The organism is Enterococcus viikkiensis (assembly GCF_005405345.1).
Lineage (GTDB): Bacteria > Bacillota > Bacilli > Lactobacillales > Enterococcaceae > Enterococcus_A > Enterococcus_A viikkiensis.
The window spans coordinates 47,952-68,704 of the sequence record NZ_BJDW01000012.1 but is presented as its reverse complement, the minus strand read 5'-3'; the positions used below and the strand labels follow the sequence as shown (position 1 = coordinate 68,704).

The following is a 20,753-nucleotide window of genomic DNA, read 5'->3' as shown; positions in this document are numbered from 1 at the left end:
TTTGTATTCCTCCTAATTTTTATAATCGGTTAGTCATTCAAAAATTTTTCTGCGTATTGTTCATAGTCATCAACAATCATAAAGTAGCCTTCCGGATTTTTCCGATATTGCAATTGCGGAATGATTAATAAACCAATTACAACAACCGCAACACCGACATAGCCTAGAACTTTCATGATTACTGTGAACAGCGGCCAAGCCGTTGCCCAGTCGAACATCCCTAAGTAGCCACCAAATTGTGATAAACCGATCCAAGTAGCGAATAACGCTGAACCACCGACTTGAATGATCCCGGAAAGAAATGGGAATAAACAAGCTGCTTTAAAACCACCGCGGTTATTGGCAAAGACGGCGATGACCGCATTATCGAAAAACAGTGGAATGAAGCCTGCGATAACAATAGTTGGTGATTTCAATAAGATCAACAAGCCAATCATTAAGAACTGTCCTAACGCTCCGAATAAGAAGCCGATCGTCACTGCATTAGGTGAACCAAAGCCGAAGGTCGCCGCAACGTCGATCCCCGGTACTGCACCTGGCAAGATCGTATTGGAGATTCCTTGGAAGGACTGTGTCAATTCATCTACGAAAGTCCGCACACCTAATTGCAAAATTGCTAAATAGACGGCGAAATTCAATGAAGTCGTTAAGATGTAAAACAGGAAGCTCTGGCCTTCTACCATAAATTCCGCTTGGATCAAATAGTCTTTCCCTAATACTAACAGGATGATCCCAAAGAAGAAGAGCATCAATAGTGAAGTAGCCACCATATTTTCGTTAAAGATCGATAGAAAGCCTGGTAATTCAATGTCTTCCAATTTTTTATCGATTTTTTCCGATTTGTTTTTTCTTTCGTCCCGTTTTTTCATAAACTCAGCCAACTTGGCGAAGATAAAAATGCCGAACATTTGTTGATGAGCAACCGCAAAGCCGGCACCCTCCGTCAATTCTTGTGCGATTCCCACCGTCAGATTTGAGGCAACTGCCCAATAACAACCTAAGATCAAACCCATGAATACCAACACTTCAACTCGTCCTAAATCTGGAAAACAAAAAAGTAAGATCCAGAATGCTGTCGCAGCTTGTTGAATTTGCACATTTCCGGTCGTAAAGACGGAACGCAACTTCGTATATTTTTGGAAACGAACCAATAAAATATTCATGATAAAGGCAATCAATAATAGAATCATCACATCACCAAAGGTTCGGCCAAAAGTTTTCATCAAACCAGCATCTACCGCGTTTTGACCAAAGTAAGGATCAGTCACCATCGCGTCTAAATTAAAGCGTTCCTTCAACCCAACTAAGATCGGTCGGAAGTTGTTGACTAGTCCACCAGAGCCCACTGACAAAATAAAATAGCCGACCGTTGCTTTTAGGAATCCCGCGATACATTCATAAATTGGCCGTTTCAAAAGGATGTAACCTAGTAAAACGATGAAACCAATGAGATAGGCTGGCTGCGTTAAAATATTCGTGGCAAAATAAGTCCAAATACTTAATAAAAAGTCACCCATTAATTTTTCCTCCTAATTTTCCTAAGGTGAACTGCTTACTAACCCACCCCAGCGGATTAGTAAACAGCAGATGCTATAAGTTGTATTGTGTCATCACCATTTGATAGTCTTCGATCGAGTTGGTCGCAACCAAGCTTTCGATCAACCCCTCAGTCATTAACAGCTCTGATAGATTTTGAATATTTTCCATATGCTCTTCCGCATTTTTCGCAGCTAAAGTGAAGAATAGAATTGCTGACTTTTCTTCATCCTCTTCCTGAGTGTCAAAGACGACTGGCTGTTTCATCTTAGTAAAGGAGATCGCAGTTCCAAAAACGCCTTCGCTCTCTTCTGACGAATGAGGCATCGCGACTTCCGGAACAATCACGATATAAGGACCGTGCTCTTCAACACAGCGGATGATCTCATCTACATACTTCTGATCTATGATTTTTTTATGCATTAATAATTGGCAACTTTCGCTGATGGCGTCTTTCCAATCCGTCAGCTCCTTGTCTGAGTATCGCACTAAATCATTATCGAAAAAATACTTTAACATCTTGCTTTACCTCGCTTCTTATAAGAATGATGGGAACGGCGTATCATTTTCAATGGAAAAAACATCCTCAAAGCCACGATAGAAATTAAATTCTAAATCATCCTTATTAGTTGGATAAGTAAATTTTCCACCGACTTGCCAAATATAAGGTTTGAAATCATACTGCAAACGATCTTTTTTGAATTTCCAAATCTCCGTGATTTCTTTCGGATCAGCCATGAAGTTCGCCCAAATATCATAGTGAACAGGAATCACTACATTGGCGTTCAATGATTCCGCCATGCGCAGCATATCGACAGAAGTAACTTTATCCGTGATACCACGAGGATTTTCACCATAAGCGCCTAAACAAACATCGATTTTATGCTCGTTTCCATGTTTTGCGAACATGTTGGAATAATGAGAATCCCCTGCATGATAAAGATTTCCACCGGATGTTTCGAATAAATAATTGACCGCGATTTCATCCATGTCTTGTGGCAGTTTTCCTTTTAAAGTAACTTCTGAGTCTTCACAAGTCACTAACGCCGTCCGGTCAAAGGCTTCTAACGCAACGACATTGATGTCTTTGATTTTTACTTCATCTCCCGGTTTGACGATAATGGTTTTTTCTTCTGGGATGCCCCATTTCAACCAAGTAGCGACAACTTCTTTTGGCCCGACAAATTTTGCTTCCGGACAATTTTGATGAACCGCCGCCGCCGTGTTGATGTCTAAATGATCTGAATGGATATGAGTGACGACTAACGCGTCTACGTTTTTGACTTCAAAAGGATCAATCACAAAGGGCTGTGTCCGTAAATTCGGCTGCATTTTTTGTACACCGCTCATACGCATCATTTGATGACCTTTTTTCATCATACCGTTTCCATGACTGCGTTTTCCGGTACCACACCATAAATCGCATAAAATATTCGTACCTTCATGACTCTTCAACCAAATACCCGTACAACCTAACCACCACATAGCGAAAGTGCCTTCTTTTACTTGCTCTACCTCAATCTCTTCGTTTAAATAGGTTCCCCATTCAGGAAACGTTGATAATACCCAGCTTTCTTTGGTTACTTCATTAACGTGATTACTCATTTATTTTTCTCCTAACATGATTTTGATATGATCTACACTTAGATCATAAATCGTAAACAACGTTATGAAAACCCTTTTATATGACTCTTTGAACTTTATATGACTTTCTTTGCTTTTGTTATGATTTTCTTTGTATAATGACTCATATAAGAACAAGGAGCCTTTTTAAGAACTCTTTAGTCAGGAGGAAAGTAATTGAAAAATTCTATCGAAACTATCAATAAGCGTCATAATGACATCCTCGATATCCTGCAAAGCAACGAGCAAATGACGACGCTTGAATTATCGAACACCTTAAATGTCTCACTCAGCACTATTAGAAGAGACTTGAATCTATTAGAAGAAAAAAATGATATCATTCGTAAATATGGCTATTGTCTCTACAACTACCAAAACAAAATGGATTTTGATCAATCGGGTCCCACTCGGATCAAGCAATTGATCGCCAGAGAAGCTAGTAATTATGTAAGCGATTACGATACAGTGTTTATTAATTCTAGCTCTACCGCTTTACAGACCATTGATTTTCTCCACTCGGATTATTTGACGATCGTCACAAATAATTTGAAGGTTAACGGATCACCGCGAAAAGATAATTGTAACTACATCTTGACTGGCGGCGAAATGCGTTTCCCAAAGGAGGCTTTAGTCGGCGACATCGCTCTCGGTACGATTTCTTCAATGAACGCCGATGTTTGTATTATCGGCTGTAGTGGTGTTAGCCTTGAGAGCGGTGTCACAACTAAAATTCTTAATGAAGCAAAAATTAATGAACTGATGATCGACCAAACCATCAAGTGTAAAATATTGGTCGCAGATTACCGTAAGATAGGATTAACTTCTAAATTTAAAATCGCTGACATTTCCGTTTTTGACTATTTGATCACGGATCAATTCAGCTCTGCCGAAACTTTAAATGAGATCGCAAAAATGGGTGTCCAGATCATTCAAGTTGACTAGACTTCACGCTAAATGGATCAGCTAGTATCCTTAAAGGCCACTCCTTGAATAAAACGATCATTATTCTTTTTTATAAGCGTTCCTAAGGATTCTTCCGTGGTAAAATAATAATAAGATGAACTGACAGACTTAGTCATAAAACCAAGGAGTTTAGCGATGAATACTCATGACTTATATCAAAAATTAGAGATTGCGCCAGTGATTGCGGCGATTAAGAGCGAAGAAGAATTGACCGCCGCCTTACTGAACGAAGTGGAAGTTATATTTGTCCTGCAATCCCACCTAATGCAACTACCGGAGCTCTCAGAAAAAATCAAACAACACGGCAAAATTGCGATTCTTCACGCAGATCTCGTGAAAGGATTATCCTCTGATGAAATGGCGATTGATTATATAAAACAACAGACGGCTTTTGACGGCATTATCTCAACAAAATCTGCCATCGTACGTTATGCCAAACGTCATCAGTTATTAGCGATCCAGCGTTTTTTTTTACTGGACTCCTCTGCCTTAAACAATGTGGAGCGCCAGCTGTTACAAACAGAGGCGGATCTAGTGGAAGTTTTACCCAATGTTTCGCCTAAAATTATCAAAGGCTTGGTAAAACAGTCCCGCAAACCTTTGATCGTTGGCGGCCTGATTCATGATAAGGAAGATGTCTTAGGCGCACTAGGAGCAGGCAGTTTGGCGGTTTCCACTACGGACAGTCAAGTCTGGTCGATTTAAAGATTGTCGTAAAGGATTAATGGTGTTATAATACAGGTAATCAAATACGTGCTAGAGATTAAAAAAGAGTATAGCAACAAACGTCAACAAACATTGGCGTCTGTTTCTTATACTCTTTTTTTGTGTGACTAGAGTTAGATTAGGAGGAATAACGATGTACGATATCACTATCATTGGTTGCGGGATCGTCGGTGCGGCGACCGCTTATGAATTAAGCAAGTATCAACTGAACACGCTAGTTTTAGAGGCGGAGAATGATGTCAGTTTGGGGCAAACAAAGGCCAACAGCGCTATTATCCACGCCGGCTTTGATCCAGAGCCTGGCTCATTGATGGCGAAGCTGAATGTTGAAGGCGTCGAACGTACAAAGGAGTTGTGTCGAAAGCTTTCCGTTCATTACGATCCCATTGGTTCCCTAGTCGTTGCTTTTTCTGAAGAGGAATTGCTGCTACTTAAAGACCTTTATCAACGAGGAATTGAAAATGGCGTCCCCGACATGGAACTACTGGACCAAAAGGAGCTGCTAACAAAAGAGCCGAATCTTTCCGAACACGCCTTAGGAGCACTTTACGCACCATCCGCAGGGATCGTCAATCCATGGGAGCTTTGTTTGGCATTAACTGAAACCGCCATCAAAAATGGTGTGCAACTAGCATTAAATAATCGCGTGACCGCTATCGAAAAAATCCCAGAAGGTTATCAGATCACGACCAATCAATCCGTCTATCAAACCAAAGCGATTTTCAATGCTGCGGGGGTCCATTCAGATGACATTCATAACCTGATCGCCGAACCTAATTTTGAAATCACTCCAAAGCGGGGGGAATATTATTTATTGGATCGTTCAGAAGGCACAGTCGTGCACCACGTCATCTTTCAATGTCCTTCCAGCGTCGGCAAAGGGGTGCTGATCAGTCCAACGGTCCATGGGAATTTGATTGTTGGTCCGAATTCTGAAACTGTGCTAAAAACTGACCTAGATAGCGGTAGTGATACCGGCAATACCGCAGATGGCTTAAAGCAAGTCGGTGAGTTGGCGAGAAAATCTGTACCCGAGCTGAATCTCCGCCAGTCGATCCGGAATTTTTCTGGTGTACGGGCCAATAGTACGATTGACGATTTTATCATCCAAGAAGCCCTGCCTGGCTTTATCGATTTAGCCGGAATCAAATCACCAGGCTTAAGTTCTGCCCCTGCAATCGCAGTTTACGGAATCGAATTATTGGAAGAGTCTCTACAACAAAAATTTTCATTAAAGGATGATTTCATTGATACCCGTGAACGAATTGTTTTTCGTGAATTAGACATCGATGAAAAGAATCAGTTAATCAAACAAGACCCAACCTACGGCCATGTGATCTGCCGTTGCGAGACCATTACTGAAGGTGAGATTCGAGACGCTGCCCATTCTCCTATCAAACCCACTTCATTAGACGGCATCAAGCGGCGCTGCCATGCAGGCATGGGACGCTGCCAAGGTGGCTTCTGTGGGCCACGCGTATTGGAAATTTTAGCCGATGAGCTAGACCTGTCGCCGTTAGAAATTTTACAGGATCGAGCAGACAGCAGGATTTTAGTCGAAGCAACGAAGGGAGGGTTTTAAAATGTATGAATTGATTGTCATCGGTGGCGGGCCCGCTGGTTTAGCTGCTGCTTTAGCAGCCTATAAGCAAGGTGTGAAAGACATTTTGATCATTGAACGGGATCATCAATTAGGCGGTATTTTAAATCAGTGTATCCATAATGGCTTTGGCCTAACCTATTTTAAAACCGAATTGACTGGACCGGAATACGCTCAGCGTTTTATCGATATGTTGGAAGATACATCGATCCAAGTCTGCCTTGATACAATGGTCCTGGAAGTCACGGAAGACAAAAATGTCCACATCGTCAATAAGGAGCAAGGTTATCAAATCTTGCAAAGTAAAGCCATTATTTTGGCGATGGGCTGTCGCGAACGGACGCGCGGGGCGATCGGCATTCCCGGCAGTCGTCCGGCTGGGGTCTATACTGCCGGCACTGCCCAACGCTATGTCAATATGGAAGGCTACATGGTCGGAAAAAAAGTAATCATTTTAGGCTCTGGCGATATTGGTTTAATCATGGCTCGCCGCATGACCTTAGAAGGCGCCGAGGTTTTAGCATGTGTGGAAGTGATGCCTTATTCCGGCGGTTTGACTCGAAATATCGTGCAATGTTTGGAGGATTACGATATTCCTTTGCTGCTTTCCCATACTATTACCGATGTCCGAGGAAAAAGCCGGGTCGAAGCAGTCGTTGTCTCTGAAGTAGATGAAAAACGACAACCGATTCCAGGAACTGAGCAAACCTTTGAATGTGACACAATTTTATTATCGGTGGGACTGATCCCTGAAAATGAATTGAGTCGCGGGGCTGGTGTGCCTTTAGATAATCGGACTCACGGTGCGGTCGTATATGAAAACATGGAGACGCAGGTTCCGGGGATTTTTGCTTGTGGCAATGTGGTTCACGTCCATGATCTCGTCGATTTTGTAACAGCGGAAAGCGAGCGGGCTGGAACTGCTGCAGCTCAGTATATTCTTCAACCCAAAAAAGAGGACGACAATAGTTTGATCGTTAAAAACGGCGAACATGTTTCTTATGTTGTACCACAAAAAATTCGGGAAGAAAATGTCGACCGCAAAGTCGAAATGTTTTTCAGAGTCAATCAAGTGTTTGACGACTGTCAGATCACCATCAGTTCTCACGGCGAAATCTTAGCCCAAAAGAAAAAAAGCTACCTTATTCCAGGTGAATTAGAAAAAATCAATGTCTCTAAAAAAGTGATTGATAAGATCAACAATAATGAAATTGAAATCTCTGTACAGGAGGTTCACTAACATGAAAAAATTTATTTGTATTATGTGCCCAAAAGGCTGTCATTTAAGCGTCGATGAAGAAAATGAATATCAGGTCAGCGGCAATAGCTGCAATAAAGGCGTGAAATACGGCAAAGCCGAAGCAACAAATCCAATCCGGGTCGTGACTTCCACGGTCGTCGTCAACACAGGAACAAAATCGGCCCGCTGTTCGGTCAAAACCGCGGATGGCATCCCAAAAGGTTCGGTCAAAGACGCCATGAAGATCATTAACCGTGTGCGCTTACAAGCACCGGTCTCGATCGGCGATGTCGTAGTAGAAAATCTGCTGGATACGGGAGTCGATCTAGTCGCTACTAGTAATTTGCCAGGAATTTAGTGACAAAAACTCGCTTAGACGTATGCTTCTTCTACGTCTGAGCGAGTTTTTGTCGATTATTTTAGGAAATAGCGGTTATAAAAGAGATAACTGGCAGCCAGCGCCGTTAGCGGTAAAATAATTACCGCAGCGCTACTTGTCAAAATGCTGATCAGCAATTCACCCACGAAGGCCTTGGAGTTGATCACTTCTAAAAAGGAATACTTTAAATCCTGAATCCAAATGATCAAAGCCAGACTCGATCCCATAAAAGCAAAAAGCAACGTATTGATCGTTGAACTTAAGATCGCTTGTACTACCTTCATACTGGAATGCCACAATTCCTTAAAGGTTAGATCAGCCGTCTGGGAAAAAATTTCATACGTCGAGCTACTAACCGCCATACTACTGTCAATCACCGCACCAGAAAAGCTCATTAAAATGATCGAACGATTTAACGCTGAAAAAGGAACATCAACCGACAAATCCATCATTTGCAATTCATCCAATTCTTCAAGGGCAAAGCCATGGACCTGCAATACCTGAATGAAAGTCTGGGAGACCAGTGTAAAAACAAGCAAGAAACACAGCACACAAAGAAAAGCGGCTTTGGTTTTTTGATTGACGTCATTGATGTAGAACAAGGTCACCAGCGTTACCCCAAGAAAAATCAAAAACGTCACTGGATATACCGGAACATTGTGGCTCAACAGAAACAACAGCAAAAGAAACAAGCAGAAATTCGCGAAGGTGCCGGTGATCATATAGATCGAGCTTCGCTTAAAAACCAAAACAACTAAGCCCACTAACAGTAACGTAAGAACGAGCAGTACATTCATTTAGTCTGCCTCCTCTCCTGAATCCCTTCAGCCACACCAAAAGCCGCTAATGCCAGCGGTACAGATAAAACGATCGCGAAGCCGCCACACAATGTACGCAAAATTTCTAGTGATAAGTGCATTCCCATAACATCTGCAAAATTCCAGCCATTGGCAATATAGAAAACAAATGCCGGAATCGCCCCACTGAGATACGCAAACATCAAGACATTGATCATGGATGAGGCTGTATCTTGAGCAATCTGCTGACCTGAATGCAGCAGCTGTTTCAAAGGCAGTTGTGGATTTTTTTCTCTGATTTCATCTAGGCTGGAGATAATCGTCACCACGTTATCCATACTGGCACCAATCGCACCAATCAATAAGCCACCTAAGAAAACCGAACGGTACGGCCGCGTAATAAACTGCAGCTCTTCATAGCGTAAGCCGTCGTCCTTCAACCAATGCATCGCCAGTAAACAAATAAAAAAAGCGAGAAAGACACTCATTAAGGTACCTAAAAGCTTCCTTACATCTAAATTTCTAAAGCCATAGGATGTTCCCATCGCCACAACAACCGCCACAACCGTATAGACACTCATTAATACTAGCAACGACCATTGACTCGCCTGATGCACCCACAAAAAGCCCACCAATAAAAAACTATTCAGCGCTAAGCCCAGCAACGTGGAAATTCCGCCCTTGCCACTGATCAGCAGCACCAACCAAACGAATAAAGCCAGCAACATAAATACATAGCCATCGCGTTTTAGTGAAAGCACTTGCCACTGGCTGCCAAGCTTTCGAACAATCAGTTGCTCGCCTTGGCGATACAAAGGATGTACAGCTTCATTTTCATGATAGTCCATCTCTACTGTTGCCTGTCCGCTACGATTCAGCAGCGTTCCAGAGATGGTTTGTCTATTTCCCTCTTGCGTCACCTGTTCCACTTTTATAACTGCTTCTGAATAAAATATACTGCTTTTCGCCTGAATCACTAAGCCAAGCAGAAGGATTCCAGCAAATGCAATTACATATACCAGCTTTTTCTTCATGGCAGACCTCCTTAAATATAGCTACTTTCTTCATTCTAGCATTTGTGAATAAGCAGAAGCGAATGGATAACGCTGATTGGGCCAATTTTAGTTAATTCTTTGAATACGCAGCTTCCTTCCAAAGTAAGCCACAAAAAAGGAGCTGCGCTTTGACCTTGCGCAGCTCCAGGATTTTTATTTCTTTAGTTGTCCACGTTTCACGGCCTTGATGATTTTTAACGCGCGTTTACGGGTTTTGATATTGGGACTTTTTAAACGACGATAGGCACTTGCCAAATCCGTTTTTTCCAAGTCGCTCCCCTCCTTGATTAATGGGCCAACATTTCCTGCGCAATCGCTTGACTACTCATAGACTGCGGATAATAGGTCGGCCAGTTGTCTAATTCTTCGTATAAGGCAGCCTGACTCTCGCCTCCAACATACAGATGGAAGTGTGACGACTTACCTGGTGCGATCCCATGATCACTAAACTGAACATATTTATACTTACCCGCAGCGGGATCTTTTGTCTCAAAGGTGAAGCGTACCCCGCGATTGCCTTTAGCATAGTTTAAAATTTTATAACCGATCGCTTCATATTTGTATTGATGATGCTGACCCGCCACTATAAAATCAATCTGATCACCTTTGATCGTGAGTTGTTCAACGTCCGTTTGATACCCTGTTTCGTAATACTCTTTGTATTCTGCTGCGGTCTTATCGTTAGTCAATTTAGCTTTATAATCGAATACTTGATCTAAGTCACCTTTTTCCAAAAGCGGATAGACCGATTGCCACTTCCCATTAAAATCTGACAACGGACGGTCCTTTACTTGTGAATCCTTGAAATAGCCGTGATAGATCGTTTCTTCCGATTTTGCTGCATGCTCCGGTTGAATCGCTTTTCCGGCGACGCTAGTGGTTTTCTTCAAAGCTGACAGATTTTGCTCCATGATCGACAAATAATTTTCTCCGGCGTCTAGCTGCTTTTTAGTCAGACTTTCTAACGGATTCAAGACAGCTAGTTTTACCTTTGTCTCGTCCACCAAAGTTTGGGCCACTTTGCCTTGATTGGTATTCTCTGAATAAATATAGCGGATTTGATTTTCTTCGACATAGTGTTTTAATTCCGCAATTCGCGAAGGGTCCGGCTCTTGATCCGGATTGATCCCAGAGATACCAACTTGATTCAAGCCATAATCCAGCGCCAAATAACTAAAGGCGGTATGCTGGGTAACAAAATTCTTTTGCTTCGCCGCTTGTAAAGTTGTTGTATAGCTTTTATCCAAGGCCTCAAGCTCGGCTAAATATTTTTTTGCATTGACTTCAAAGACGGCCTTTTTTTCTGGATAAAGTGCACTCAACTGCTCTTTGATTGATTCCACTTCTTGGATTGCTCGATAAGGCGATACCCAAGTATGGGGGTCCAACGCATGGGGATGCCCTTCTTCGTGACTATGCCCATGTTCTTCTTCACCTGGAAGTAGCAGCATCCCTTTTGTGCCTTCAACAATATTCGGTGAGCCTTTTTCCCACGATTTGATTGCTTTGGGTACCCACATTTCCATATTTTCATTATGATAAATAAATGCATCGGCATCTGTGATCTTCGCCAAATCTCTAGCGGAAGGCTCGTAATCATGAGGCTCCGTTCCAGCTGGCATCAATAAGGACACCTCCGCTTCATCACCCACGATATTTTTAGTAAAATCATACATCGGATAAAAGGTCGCAACGATCTGCAGCTTATCATTTTTGCTTTTGGTCGCCGCTTGATTATTCTCTTTGCACCCAGCCAGACCGATCAACGCTCCTATACTAAACAAAACTAACCCTAACTTCTTCATTCCCAACCTCTTTCTTAAAACTATTTTTACCGCTGACGTTCATCCACTAAATCGACTTCACAATTAAAAATTACAACGAATCGTTAGGCAATCATAAAATAAGCAGTCCATGATCACTAAGTGCATGAAATCTCCAAGACTATGAACAGCAGTATTACCTTGTTTATGCCCTCCTATTCGCGTTACACAAAACGTAATAATTACGATTAGTTAACGATACTTTACCATCCAAGAAAAGAGCTGTCAATATAAAATAACATGAAATTTCATTCATGTGAATATCGCTTCATTTTTAGCTTTCTTAAGTGTTCGTGCCTCTTGTTTCCAATTTAACGCTAAAAAAGCCCTTAAGATTTTTTGCTCTTAAGGGCTTTACATTCACTTTATTTTTTTACGAATTCGGTCGCCATTGAACCTTTCATCGCCCCTATACGTAACGCCATTGGAGCGAATCGACCAATGATATTCAATAATTTACTAGGACCGGGATTAATAACTGCTTTATCTTTTTCGATTCCTTTAATCACCAGTGGAACAAAATCCGCTAGTTTCATATTCAACGGATTCTTTTCACCATTTTCATGCATCGCTGGATTCAAATTGGTCTCTGAAACTAAGGGTGGTGCAACTTGAATGACATGCAGCTTTTCATGTCCAAAATAATCGGCTTGGCCGCGAATCGCTTCGGTCAATGCGCCCACTCCAGATTTACTAGCGGAATAAATCGGATTAGCCGTACTCGCCACATAAGCCAGCCCAGAAGTAATATTCACCAATGTTGCTTCGGGTTGCTGTGCCAACAATGGCAGAAAAACTTTATCGACATTGATCGTTCCAATTAAATTGGTTTCGATTTCTTTCGACAACGGAGCAGCCGCGTCAAAAAAATTCACGCTTTGCATAATTCCAGCCGAATTAATCACCATATTTAGTGTCGGATGTTCGTTTAGAATCCTTTCTTTTAAACGCTCAACACTGGCTAGATCGCTGACATCGACTGGATAACCGATCAATCCAGGATTTTCAGCCGTTACTTGCTCAATCACCGCCGGACGGCGAGAAGTAACGATCACGGTATTATGCTTTAAAAGAGCTTGGGCTAGGCCTAAACCGAGTCCTGAGGTTCCTCCGGTAATAAGCACGGTATTATTTTCTAATTTCATTTAAATTCCTCATTTACATTTTTTTATTTTTGTAACTCACTACGTCACTATAAACCGGTTGGTTACATTTGTCAATTAATGTAACTTCTGCTAAAATCAATGCATGACTACTCTATCAAAAGAATTAATCTTACAAACCGCGTTCGACCTAGTTGAACAAAAACAAAATATTAAAATATCGTTGAATGATGTCGGTGGTGCATTAGGCGTCAGCCATGCCGCCCTTTATAAATATTTTCCCAATAAAAAGGCCCTCTGGACTGAATTAGCGATGAAATGGCTGGACCAGCAATTGATTGCGATTCTTCCTTTTGACACTTCTTCTTATGACGACGTTTCTGTCATTGCCCACGACTGGCTGTGGGCGTTAGCAGATGGAAAACGCCAAGCGAAGCAGCAGAATCCTGAGATGTTTTTGGTCTATACGACCTACATCGAGCAAGACTTGTCTGCCTATCAAAGACACGCACGAGATCTAGGTGAAAGCTTTATGACCGCAACCGGAAAGGATGAAGAGTTTACGATTGGGATTTTATTGTCCTTTATGTATTTTTCAGCCCCCGCCTATGCGATCCGTTGGGATGAACATTTTCAGGAGCAATTTGAACTCGTTTGGGCCTTGGTGAAAAAAAATTTTGAGTAACGCAAAAAGCGATTAAAATCTTTCCGATTTTAATCGCTTTTTCTTACCCTAACAATGGCTGCATCTTTTTCCCACAATACTGACTCGTAGCTTTCAGCAGCGGGCCAATCAATAACACACCAACGATCGGACCAATCATAAATTTTCCTCCTAGAATCATTCCGGTTAGAAAACAAATACAATCGAGGCTCATACGAACTTTGGCTAAATCCTTTGATAGCCGCTTACTTAATGCAAAGCTCAAAGCGATGTAGCTTTCTTTTCCGGCATTCGTCGCCGCCGCAATCCCTGATCCAATACCAATAAAGGAAATTCCTAGTATGACGATCAGTAGTTTCAGAACGGTCGGTCCTTCAAGCGTGACATGCTTGATGATCAAATCGGTCAACAGACTAGTAGCTAAGGGATTTAATAGAGTTGCTAAGCCCAGTTCTTTTTTATCAATCAATGCCACGATCACTAGACAAGTGCCCGTAACAACGAGAGAAGCCTGACCGACTGTCAGCGGTAAATGTTGTGTCAGCCCTTCCCACAAAACACCTAGCGCATCGGCGCCTAACCCGGTGACGACACAAAGACCAACGCCGACACCAACTAACGCCGAGCCCAAAACAGAAATCAGATTTTTTACGGTCATCTTCATTAATCCAATTTGGCGCCGTTTGAAGCGATCACGTCTTTATACCAGTAGAAAGAATCTTTGCGGATTCGTTTACACTCCTTCACATCATCATCGGTACGATCGATATAGACTAGGCCATAACGTTTTTTGTAGCCGTTACTAGTAGACAATAAATCGATCGCTGACCAAGGCATGTAGCCGACAACTTCAACTCCCATATCCATCGCGCGTTTCGTGGCTTGAATATGTTCACGAAGATACTCGATCCGATAATCATCATGGACTTTCCCGTCTGGCGTCAGCTCATCATAGGCACCTAACCCATTTTCAGTAATCATAAATGGCACGCGGTAGCGCGTATACAGATCCCGGTAAACATATTCCAAGCCGATTGGATCAATCGCCCAATCCCAATCTGTTGTTCTAAGCTCAGGATTCGCACACATTTGATAAAAACCTGGATGGGTCTCAAAACCAGACATATCGCCTTTTTTCCCAGAGATATTATAACCAGACCAGCGTCGCTCCTCGCCTTCCGGACAAGCATGCGCACATTGGCTATCATAATAATTAATTGCAAAGAAGTCAGACAAATTTTCTGCGAAAAATTCTTCATCACCGGCTTCCATTTTCGGTGCTAAACCGGCTTTTTGTAAATACGTTAAGGCGGCAACATTGTAGTAACCGCGGAAGTAAACATCTAGATAATACGCATTCCGCAAATCATTGGCGTTCAGGGCCGCTAGTTGGTCTTCCGGTTTACAAGTACGGGCATAAACAGGTGCGTACCCTAAAGCTGGACCTGCTAATGCACCCGCTTCATGAGCTAGTTTTACCGCAACAGCTTGAGCAAGATTCATGTGGTGATTGATTTGATAACGTAATTGATTGTCGTCTTGATATTCCGGTAGTACATAACACTTTTGTGTCCAATACTGTACGATGATACTTTGCTCATTGATCGTGATCCAGTATTTGATGTCGTCCTTAAATTCATTGATGACATATTTAGCGAATACTTCAAAATCCTTCACTACTTCTCGTGATAACCAGCCGCCATATTTTTCGACTAACGGCCATGGCAAGTCATAGTGATAAAGCGTCGGAATCGGTTCGATATCGTTTGCCTTCAATTCATTGATCAAATCACGATAAAATTGAATTCCTGCTTCGTTAACCACATCATCTCCATTAGGGAAGATCCGTGACCACGCAATGGAAAAGCGATAACTCGTAAAACCCATTTCTTTGAATAAAGCAATGTCCTCTTTGTATTTATGGTAATGATCACTGGCAACACTAGCATCGGCAAAGCCGAATTTTTCGTGTCGTTCAGAATTGATAATATCTTGTTGGGATAGTCCTTTCCCATCCTCTTGTGCTGCGCCTTCTACTTGATACGCGCTAGTTGCTGCTCCCCACAGGAAGTCTTTTGGAAATGCATTATTCATCTCTTTCGCTCCTCATCTTTTATTTAAAACTGAAGGATGAGTCAATAACGGACTGCTTCAGGTTTTATATCGGTTATTCTTTTTGATCGACAAAATGGGTATCGCCAATCTTCTTGACGGCGTATACGCCATCTTTATAAGTCAAAGTCGTCACACTGCAATTCGCAATTTTTTCGCCTTGATATTTCCCTGGTGCAACACTTTCCAACAAGATTGGAATAATGCCACCCGACGAAACAATCAACACGTTTCCACCTTTTTTGGCGGCTTTTTTCATGACTTGAGGCATCGCTTTTTCTACCCGCTGCTTCATTTGGTCATACGTTTCAGCCGTTTTTGTCGGGTCAACATCTGCGACTTTATTGGCTAATTCTTCCTCGGTTAGTTGGTCCTTCAAGAAATCCCACAATTCATCGCTACCTTCGGGATAGTCTAAATTCAATGCTTTCGCAACCGCAAGATTCATGTCGTCGTTGGACTGTCCTTCAAAGCCACCAAAGTTTTTTTCTCTAAATCCTTTATTTTCAACAATCGGTGGGATCTTATTTCCGTTTTGAGCCAAGATCAGCTGGGCAGTCTTACGCTGGCGCCCCAAATCACTGGAGTAGGCAGCGGTGAATTTGACTTCTTCTAGGCCTTCGCCGACTAATTTGGCCTGAGTTTCCCCTTCTTCAGTCAGCAGACTATCGCTAAAGCCTTGGACTTGGTTTTGCGTATTGAACCAGGTTTTCCCATGTCTAACTAAGTAGATCGTCGTTTCTTTAGACTGCTTGGATTCTTTGGCAAGCCCTTCATTTGCGCCACTGGTACCGGCAACGATGATTGCCAGTAAAATACTCAACAGCGAGACTATTCCTATTATTTTTTTCTTCATTAAGGTCTCCTACTTTTCTAGTGCTAGTTCAAATAGATCAACCAAATCTCTCGTCATATTCACTTCGCTGGTAATCGTCATTAAGTGGTCTTGTGCATGGGTAAAGAGTAAACAAGGTTGATAACTTTTTCCCGCTGCCTCATTTTGGATGACTTCGGTTTGCGAGCGGTGGGCTAACACGATATTGTCTTTAGCTTCTTTTAATGCTGTTCGTGCCGATTCAAAATCCTTTAGTTTTGCAAATTGGATTGCTTCTTGGGCTTTCGTTCGACCATTGCCGGCATGCAGGATGATCTGCATTGACACTGGAATCAATTCATTTTCTTCTAGCACTTCTGTTTCTTCCATCATTTTTTTTACACCTCATTTTTTAGATTGCTTCAACTGGGGCAGTGAATTCTTCCCCCAATTTTTCTTCTTTGACTTCTTCCGCTAAGACTTCTTTTTCATAAACTTTGAAGAATGGGTACCAAGTAACTAGATACAGCGCGAATAATAAGGCATACCACAGTACCGCACGGAAATCCTGTAAGATCATAACACTGGAGATTGGCGCCGGAATCTGAGCGACTTGCATCAAATCTTGTGGAATATTCAGCAGGCCACCTCGCATCGCAAACCATACGACACAGCTCCCAGTAATAGAATTGATCCACATCGGCATCATCAAGATAGGATTCATTACGACCGGTGCACTGAAGACGATCGGTTCATTAATATTGAAGATCGAAGGACCAATACAGATTCGGCCTAAGGTTTTTAATTTTTTCGCTTTCGAGAAGCACATCAATAAATTCAGTGTCAGTGTTGCTCCCGTACCACCCATCATGATCAACCCTAAGCTGTAAACTGTTTCATTCGTCACGATGTTCATCCCCGTATCGCCTCCCTTAAGGGCTAAGGCATTCGCCGCAATTCCAGCGATAAAAATCGGGTTCTGAATCGCTGACCACAGCCAAGTAGAGATTCCCATTGAATAGAAGAAAGCTGGAATCAGAACCAGTAAAATCAGACCTGGTAAAGATTGACCAAAGTTTTGAATTGGTTCAAACAGGTTGATGATTACTTCGAAGACATCGATCTTGAAACTGAAGATCAAGGTGGACCATAATGCTAAGCTCAAGAAAATTGGAATGATATTATTGATCCACTCAATCACAAAATCCGGTAATTCGGAATTTTGTAACAGGTGCAATTTGCTGAAATTATGAAAGATTACACTGACGATCGCCCCAACGATCACCCCAATCAAAATCCCGGTCGGTCCCACCCGTCCCATATCGAAGACGCCTTCTTTTGCCCCTACTGGATGTAAGGTCATCATTAAGACACAGACCGAAACGATTCCGGCAGTGATACTGTAATTTTGATGCTTGAATTTTTCCATGTATTGGTTCGCAACCATGAAGGCGGCAATTAACCCGATCATGCCAAATGAATAATTTGAAATATTGCCTAAATCCGGTAACTGTGGAATGTACGAACGGAACACGTTATAAAAGAAGACGATCGAACCGGTCATAATAAACGGAATCAACTTCTGCATGGCACTGGATAGTCCCGCGACGGAAGGCATTTGCGTCAGTTTCTTTGCTTTAGGCGCAAAGGAGTTTGCCAACCAATCCATAAATTTTTTCATTTTGCTCTTCCTCCTTGTTTAATTTGCTCTATTTTTCTAATTTACTAATCGCAAAGTCCAACAATCCTTCACCATCTAACATGCCGTAAATATCTTGCGGGATCACATCTACCACCACGTTGTGAGGTGCTGCTTGTTCCGCCATCTCTTCTTTGAATGACGCGTAATGGGGGCCTAAAAGTAAGATGTCGATGGAATTTAGATACGAAGCCACTTCACTTTCACTACGGGCATCGATCGAACCTGAGATTTTTCTTTTTTTTGCGGCCTTTCTAGTTTTTTGGGCTAAAAATCCACTAGACATCCCGGCACCACAACATAATAAAATATTGACTGTTTCCATTATTAATTCCTCCTAAATATGTTTTTTGTGTCTGTGCTGATCTCTTTTACACCCTTATTATTGCAAAATTTCTATTTTCCTCTCAACTAGACTGTTGCACGGAGGTGGTGCAAATACCTATTTTTTTAAGAACGTTTTCACGTTATAATAAAGAAAAACATATTTGAAGAGGTGAGGCTATTGAAAAAGAAACAAAAAGATCTGCTAACTCTATTGCTGCAGCAAGATTCTCCCATTTCTTCAAGGAGACTGTCAGAAAAAATGACTGTTTCGGTTCGAACAGTAAAAAACTATATTTACGAGCTGAACAGATTAGGAGCAGCCCCGGTGATTACATCCTCCAAGATCGGCTATCAAGTCGTCCGTGATGAAGCCGAGAAATTATTGCAGGAGCCAAAAGACCTTTCCCAATTGCCGCAAACCTTTAAGGAACGTTCCTTCTATATTATTAAAAAAATCTTGATGGAAAATCAGCGCATCAATATTTTCGATCTATCGGAGGAATTGTTTGTCAGCTTTTCCACTTTGAAATCCGATCTATCCCGCATGAATAAAGCGTACGAAAAATTCCATGTAAAATTTGTCCTGAAGCAAGAGGAAATTCAAATTACAGGGGAGGAAAAAGAAAAGCGCCGGCTGATCTCGTATATTATCTTTGAAGAAGTCCCTAATAAATTTATCGACAAACAAATTTTAGAAGCGACCTTTGAGAAGGAGGATATCGAGAAGCTATCAGAGATCATTCATACGATTTTGCATGAGTCTAATTACCATTTGAATGATTTTTACTTTGTGAATTTGATGCTCCACTTGCTAATTCTGTTGGAATCGGTCCGCAATGATAAATCCTTAGCTAGCCGTAATTGGTTCAGCTCGTGGCTAAGAGAAGACAAAGCTAAATTAGTCACGGAAATGATCCGCCAAATTGAAATCGCCTTTGATTTGACCTTAAACAATTTGGAAAAGGAAGAAATTCATATGATCTTCCAAGCCAACGCCAATTATATTCCCTCTAATAACCTGAAAGAATTGGAACAGATTGTCGGCAGCGAGATTTCTCACGCAGTAGACGCCATTTTGAGGGACGTGCGGCTAACCTTTGGTATCAATCTCATGAGTGAAAGCTTTATCGTTCCCTTTTCGCTACATGTCAGTGGACTCTTTTCCCGCGCAAAACAAAAGACTTCCCTGAAAAATCCGATGCTAAGCTCGCTAAAAAAAGAATTTCCGATGGTCTATGACATTGCTGTCTATCTTTCTTTACGTTTAAGCGCGCTGTTTGATATTTCCATCAGCGAAGATGAAACAGCTTACATCGCGTTGCATATCGGCTCAGAATTGGAAGGACAAAAAAGAAACCTATCAAAAATCCCAACGGTTCTGCTGTGTCCAAAGTACATGAATCTAGATGAGCGTCTGTATGAGCAGTTGACTCAACATTTTGGCAATGACTTGAATATTCAGACGGTCATTTCAAAGTTTTCGGAAGCCGCAGACTTGGATTTTGAACTATTGATTACGACCCTACCGATCCCTGCAACGAATGATTTCTTAACGATTGAGGTCTCGCCAATTTTTACGGAAGAACAGCGAGTAATGCTGATTACCGAGCTAGGAGACATTCGTTTAGATCGGAAAAAAAGTATTCTGCGAAAAAACTTTGACGATTATTTCGATCAGCGCTTTTTCACTAGTCAACTGAAAGCCAATCAAACCGAAGCCATCATCAACGATTTGTGCCACGTTTTAGAAAGAGAAAGTATCGTACCTGAGACCTTTGCTAAACATGTTTTAGAACGAGAACGAGCTTCTTCTACCGCCTTTGAAGCCGTGGCGATTCCCCATTCGGTCTATATGGATGCTCATCAGACTGTTATCAGTGTGGCGATTTCCGAAAAGGGGATCTTGTGGGGGGATAAAAAAGTCCATATCGTCTTGCTAGCTGCCATCAATGATATTGATCGCCATCTCTTTACAGATATCTATGAGGCCCTGATCTCTCTATTCGATTCCGCTATTAGCTATCAAGAAATCAAAGGGATCAAAAACTTTGAAGCCTTCCGTTCCTTTATTTATAAAAAAAGCAGACGCGGGTATTAAAAAAAGCGACTAAAATCTTTTCGATTTTAATCGCTTTTCAATTTAGTATGCTCGTTTCCTCTTTTATTGTGCAACTTCCTCGTTATTTAAAAGTAGCGAGCGTCTTTAAAAATAAAGAACAATCCTTTTCACGGAAAATGATTCGAATACTGGCTTTCACAAAAAAGAGGTACCGCCAAAATATCGTTACCTCT

At 41.8% G+C, this 20,753-nt stretch carries 21 protein-coding genes; 7 read left to right on the top strand and 14 right to left on the bottom strand.

What is annotated here, in order from left to right:
- Positions 1-29: 29 nt before the first annotated feature.
- From ulaA to ulaG, 3 genes are all read right to left on the bottom strand, one after another.
- Positions 30-1,517, bottom strand: coding sequence for a PTS ascorbate transporter subunit IIC (ulaA, locus tag FFM67_RS07935; protein WP_137614041.1), 1,488 nt, complete (start codon positions 1,515-1,517; stop codon positions 30-32).
- Positions 1,518-1,590: 73 nt separating this feature from the next.
- Positions 1,591-2,055 (bottom strand): PTS sugar transporter subunit IIA, encoded by a 465-nt coding sequence (locus FFM67_RS07930; RefSeq protein WP_137614040.1) that lies wholly within the window; start codon positions 2,053-2,055, stop codon positions 1,591-1,593.
- An 18-nt stretch (positions 2,056-2,073) separates the two neighbouring features.
- Positions 2,074-3,141 carry an L-ascorbate 6-phosphate lactonase gene (gene ulaG / locus FFM67_RS07925; protein ID WP_137614039.1) on the bottom strand — a complete coding sequence of 356 codons (1,068 nt, stop codon included), beginning with the start codon at positions 3,139-3,141 and terminating at the stop codon, positions 2,074-2,076.
- 195 nt (positions 3,142-3,336) lie between these two features.
- Here ulaG and FFM67_RS07920 point away from each other — a divergent pair, with 195 nt between their 5' ends.
- The 5 genes from FFM67_RS07920 (at position 3,337) to FFM67_RS07900 (ending at position 8,046) form a co-directional block, all read left to right on the top strand.
- Entirely contained in the window at positions 3,337-4,101 is a 765-nt protein-coding gene (locus FFM67_RS07920; RefSeq protein WP_137614038.1) for a DeoR/GlpR family DNA-binding transcription regulator, read from the top strand.
- A 156-nt stretch (positions 4,102-4,257) separates the two neighbouring features.
- The gene (locus FFM67_RS07915; RefSeq protein ID WP_137614037.1) at positions 4,258-4,827 is read left to right on the top strand and encodes a glycerol-3-phosphate responsive antiterminator; all 570 of its coding nucleotides are present in this window, start codon (positions 4,258-4,260) and stop codon (positions 4,825-4,827) included.
- A gap of 154 nt (positions 4,828-4,981) precedes the next feature.
- Positions 4,982-6,430 carry an NAD(P)/FAD-dependent oxidoreductase gene (locus FFM67_RS07910; protein WP_137614036.1) on the top strand — a complete coding sequence of 483 codons (1,449 nt, stop codon included), beginning with the start codon at positions 4,982-4,984 and terminating at the stop codon, positions 6,428-6,430.
- Position 6,431: 1 nt separating this feature from the next.
- Positions 6,432-7,688 (top strand): NAD(P)/FAD-dependent oxidoreductase, encoded by a 1,257-nt coding sequence (locus FFM67_RS07905; RefSeq protein ID WP_137614035.1) that lies wholly within the window; start codon positions 6,432-6,434, stop codon positions 7,686-7,688.
- Between the two features lies 1 nt (position 7,689).
- Positions 7,690-8,046, top strand: a complete 357-nt coding sequence (locus FFM67_RS07900; protein WP_137614034.1) for a DUF1667 domain-containing protein — start codon at positions 7,690-7,692, stop codon at positions 8,044-8,046.
- 56 nt (positions 8,047-8,102) lie between these two features.
- On the opposite strand, the gene FFM67_RS07895 is transcribed toward FFM67_RS07900, so the two are convergent.
- From FFM67_RS07895 to FFM67_RS07875, 5 genes are all read right to left on the bottom strand, one after another.
- Positions 8,103-8,864, bottom strand: coding sequence for a YibE/F family protein (locus FFM67_RS07895; protein WP_137614033.1), 762 nt, complete (start codon positions 8,862-8,864; stop codon positions 8,103-8,105).
- Positions 8,861-9,898, bottom strand: coding sequence for a YibE/F family protein (locus tag FFM67_RS07890; RefSeq protein WP_137614032.1), 1,038 nt, complete (start codon positions 9,896-9,898; stop codon positions 8,861-8,863). Before FFM67_RS07890 ends, FFM67_RS07895 begins: the two co-directional genes overlap by 4 nt.
- A 174-nt stretch (positions 9,899-10,072) precedes the next feature.
- Complete coding sequence (locus tag FFM67_RS07885) at positions 10,073-10,189, bottom strand: putative metal homeostasis protein (protein ID WP_137614031.1); 117 nt, start codon at positions 10,187-10,189, stop codon at positions 10,073-10,075.
- Positions 10,190-10,206: 17 nt separating this feature from the next.
- The gene (locus tag FFM67_RS07880; RefSeq protein WP_137614030.1) at positions 10,207-11,724 is read right to left on the bottom strand and encodes a zinc ABC transporter substrate-binding protein AdcA; all 1,518 of its coding nucleotides are present in this window, start codon (positions 11,722-11,724) and stop codon (positions 10,207-10,209) included.
- 383 nt (positions 11,725-12,107) lie between these two features.
- Complete coding sequence (locus tag FFM67_RS07875; protein WP_137614029.1) at positions 12,108-12,887, bottom strand: SDR family NAD(P)-dependent oxidoreductase; 780 nt, start codon at positions 12,885-12,887, stop codon at positions 12,108-12,110.
- A gap of 103 nt (positions 12,888-12,990) precedes the next feature.
- Here FFM67_RS07875 and FFM67_RS07870 point away from each other — a divergent pair, with 103 nt between their 5' ends.
- Positions 12,991-13,530, top strand: coding sequence for a TetR/AcrR family transcriptional regulator (locus FFM67_RS07870; protein WP_137614028.1), 540 nt, complete (start codon positions 12,991-12,993; stop codon positions 13,528-13,530).
- Positions 13,531-13,573: 43 nt separating this feature from the next.
- Here the strand turns inward: FFM67_RS07870 and FFM67_RS07865 are convergent, their stop codons facing one another.
- The 6 genes from FFM67_RS07865 to FFM67_RS07840 all read right to left on the bottom strand — a co-directional run bounded on the left by FFM67_RS07865 (position 13,574) and on the right by FFM67_RS07840 (position 18,459).
- Positions 13,574-14,173: a DUF6198 family protein gene (locus FFM67_RS07865; RefSeq protein WP_137614027.1), complete on the bottom strand. Its 600-nt coding sequence runs from the start codon at positions 14,171-14,173 to the stop codon at positions 13,574-13,576.
- A complete protein-coding gene (locus FFM67_RS07860; RefSeq protein WP_137614026.1) occupies positions 14,173-15,603 on the bottom strand; it encodes a glycoside hydrolase family 1 protein in 1,431 nt (476 codons plus the stop codon). Before FFM67_RS07860 ends, FFM67_RS07865 begins: the two co-directional genes overlap by 1 nt.
- A gap of 73 nt (positions 15,604-15,676) precedes the next feature.
- Positions 15,677-16,477, bottom strand: coding sequence for a histidine phosphatase family protein (locus FFM67_RS07855; protein ID WP_137614025.1), 801 nt, complete (start codon positions 16,475-16,477; stop codon positions 15,677-15,679).
- Between the two features lie 9 nt (positions 16,478-16,486).
- Positions 16,487-16,828 (bottom strand): PTS sugar transporter subunit IIA, encoded by a 342-nt coding sequence (locus FFM67_RS07850; protein WP_137614024.1) that lies wholly within the window; start codon positions 16,826-16,828, stop codon positions 16,487-16,489.
- Between the two features lie 19 nt (positions 16,829-16,847).
- Positions 16,848-18,116 (bottom strand): PTS sugar transporter subunit IIC, encoded by a 1,269-nt coding sequence (locus FFM67_RS07845; RefSeq protein ID WP_170178010.1) that lies wholly within the window; start codon positions 18,114-18,116, stop codon positions 16,848-16,850.
- A 28-nt stretch (positions 18,117-18,144) separates the two neighbouring features.
- Positions 18,145-18,459: a PTS sugar transporter subunit IIB gene (locus FFM67_RS07840; protein ID WP_137614023.1), complete on the bottom strand. Its 315-nt coding sequence runs from the start codon at positions 18,457-18,459 to the stop codon at positions 18,145-18,147.
- 180 nt (positions 18,460-18,639) lie between these two features.
- Here FFM67_RS07840 and FFM67_RS07835 point away from each other — a divergent pair, with 180 nt between their 5' ends.
- Complete coding sequence (locus FFM67_RS07835; protein WP_137614022.1) at positions 18,640-20,559, top strand: BglG family transcription antiterminator; 1,920 nt, start codon at positions 18,640-18,642, stop codon at positions 20,557-20,559.
- The last annotated feature ends 194 nt before the right edge of the window (positions 20,560-20,753 follow it).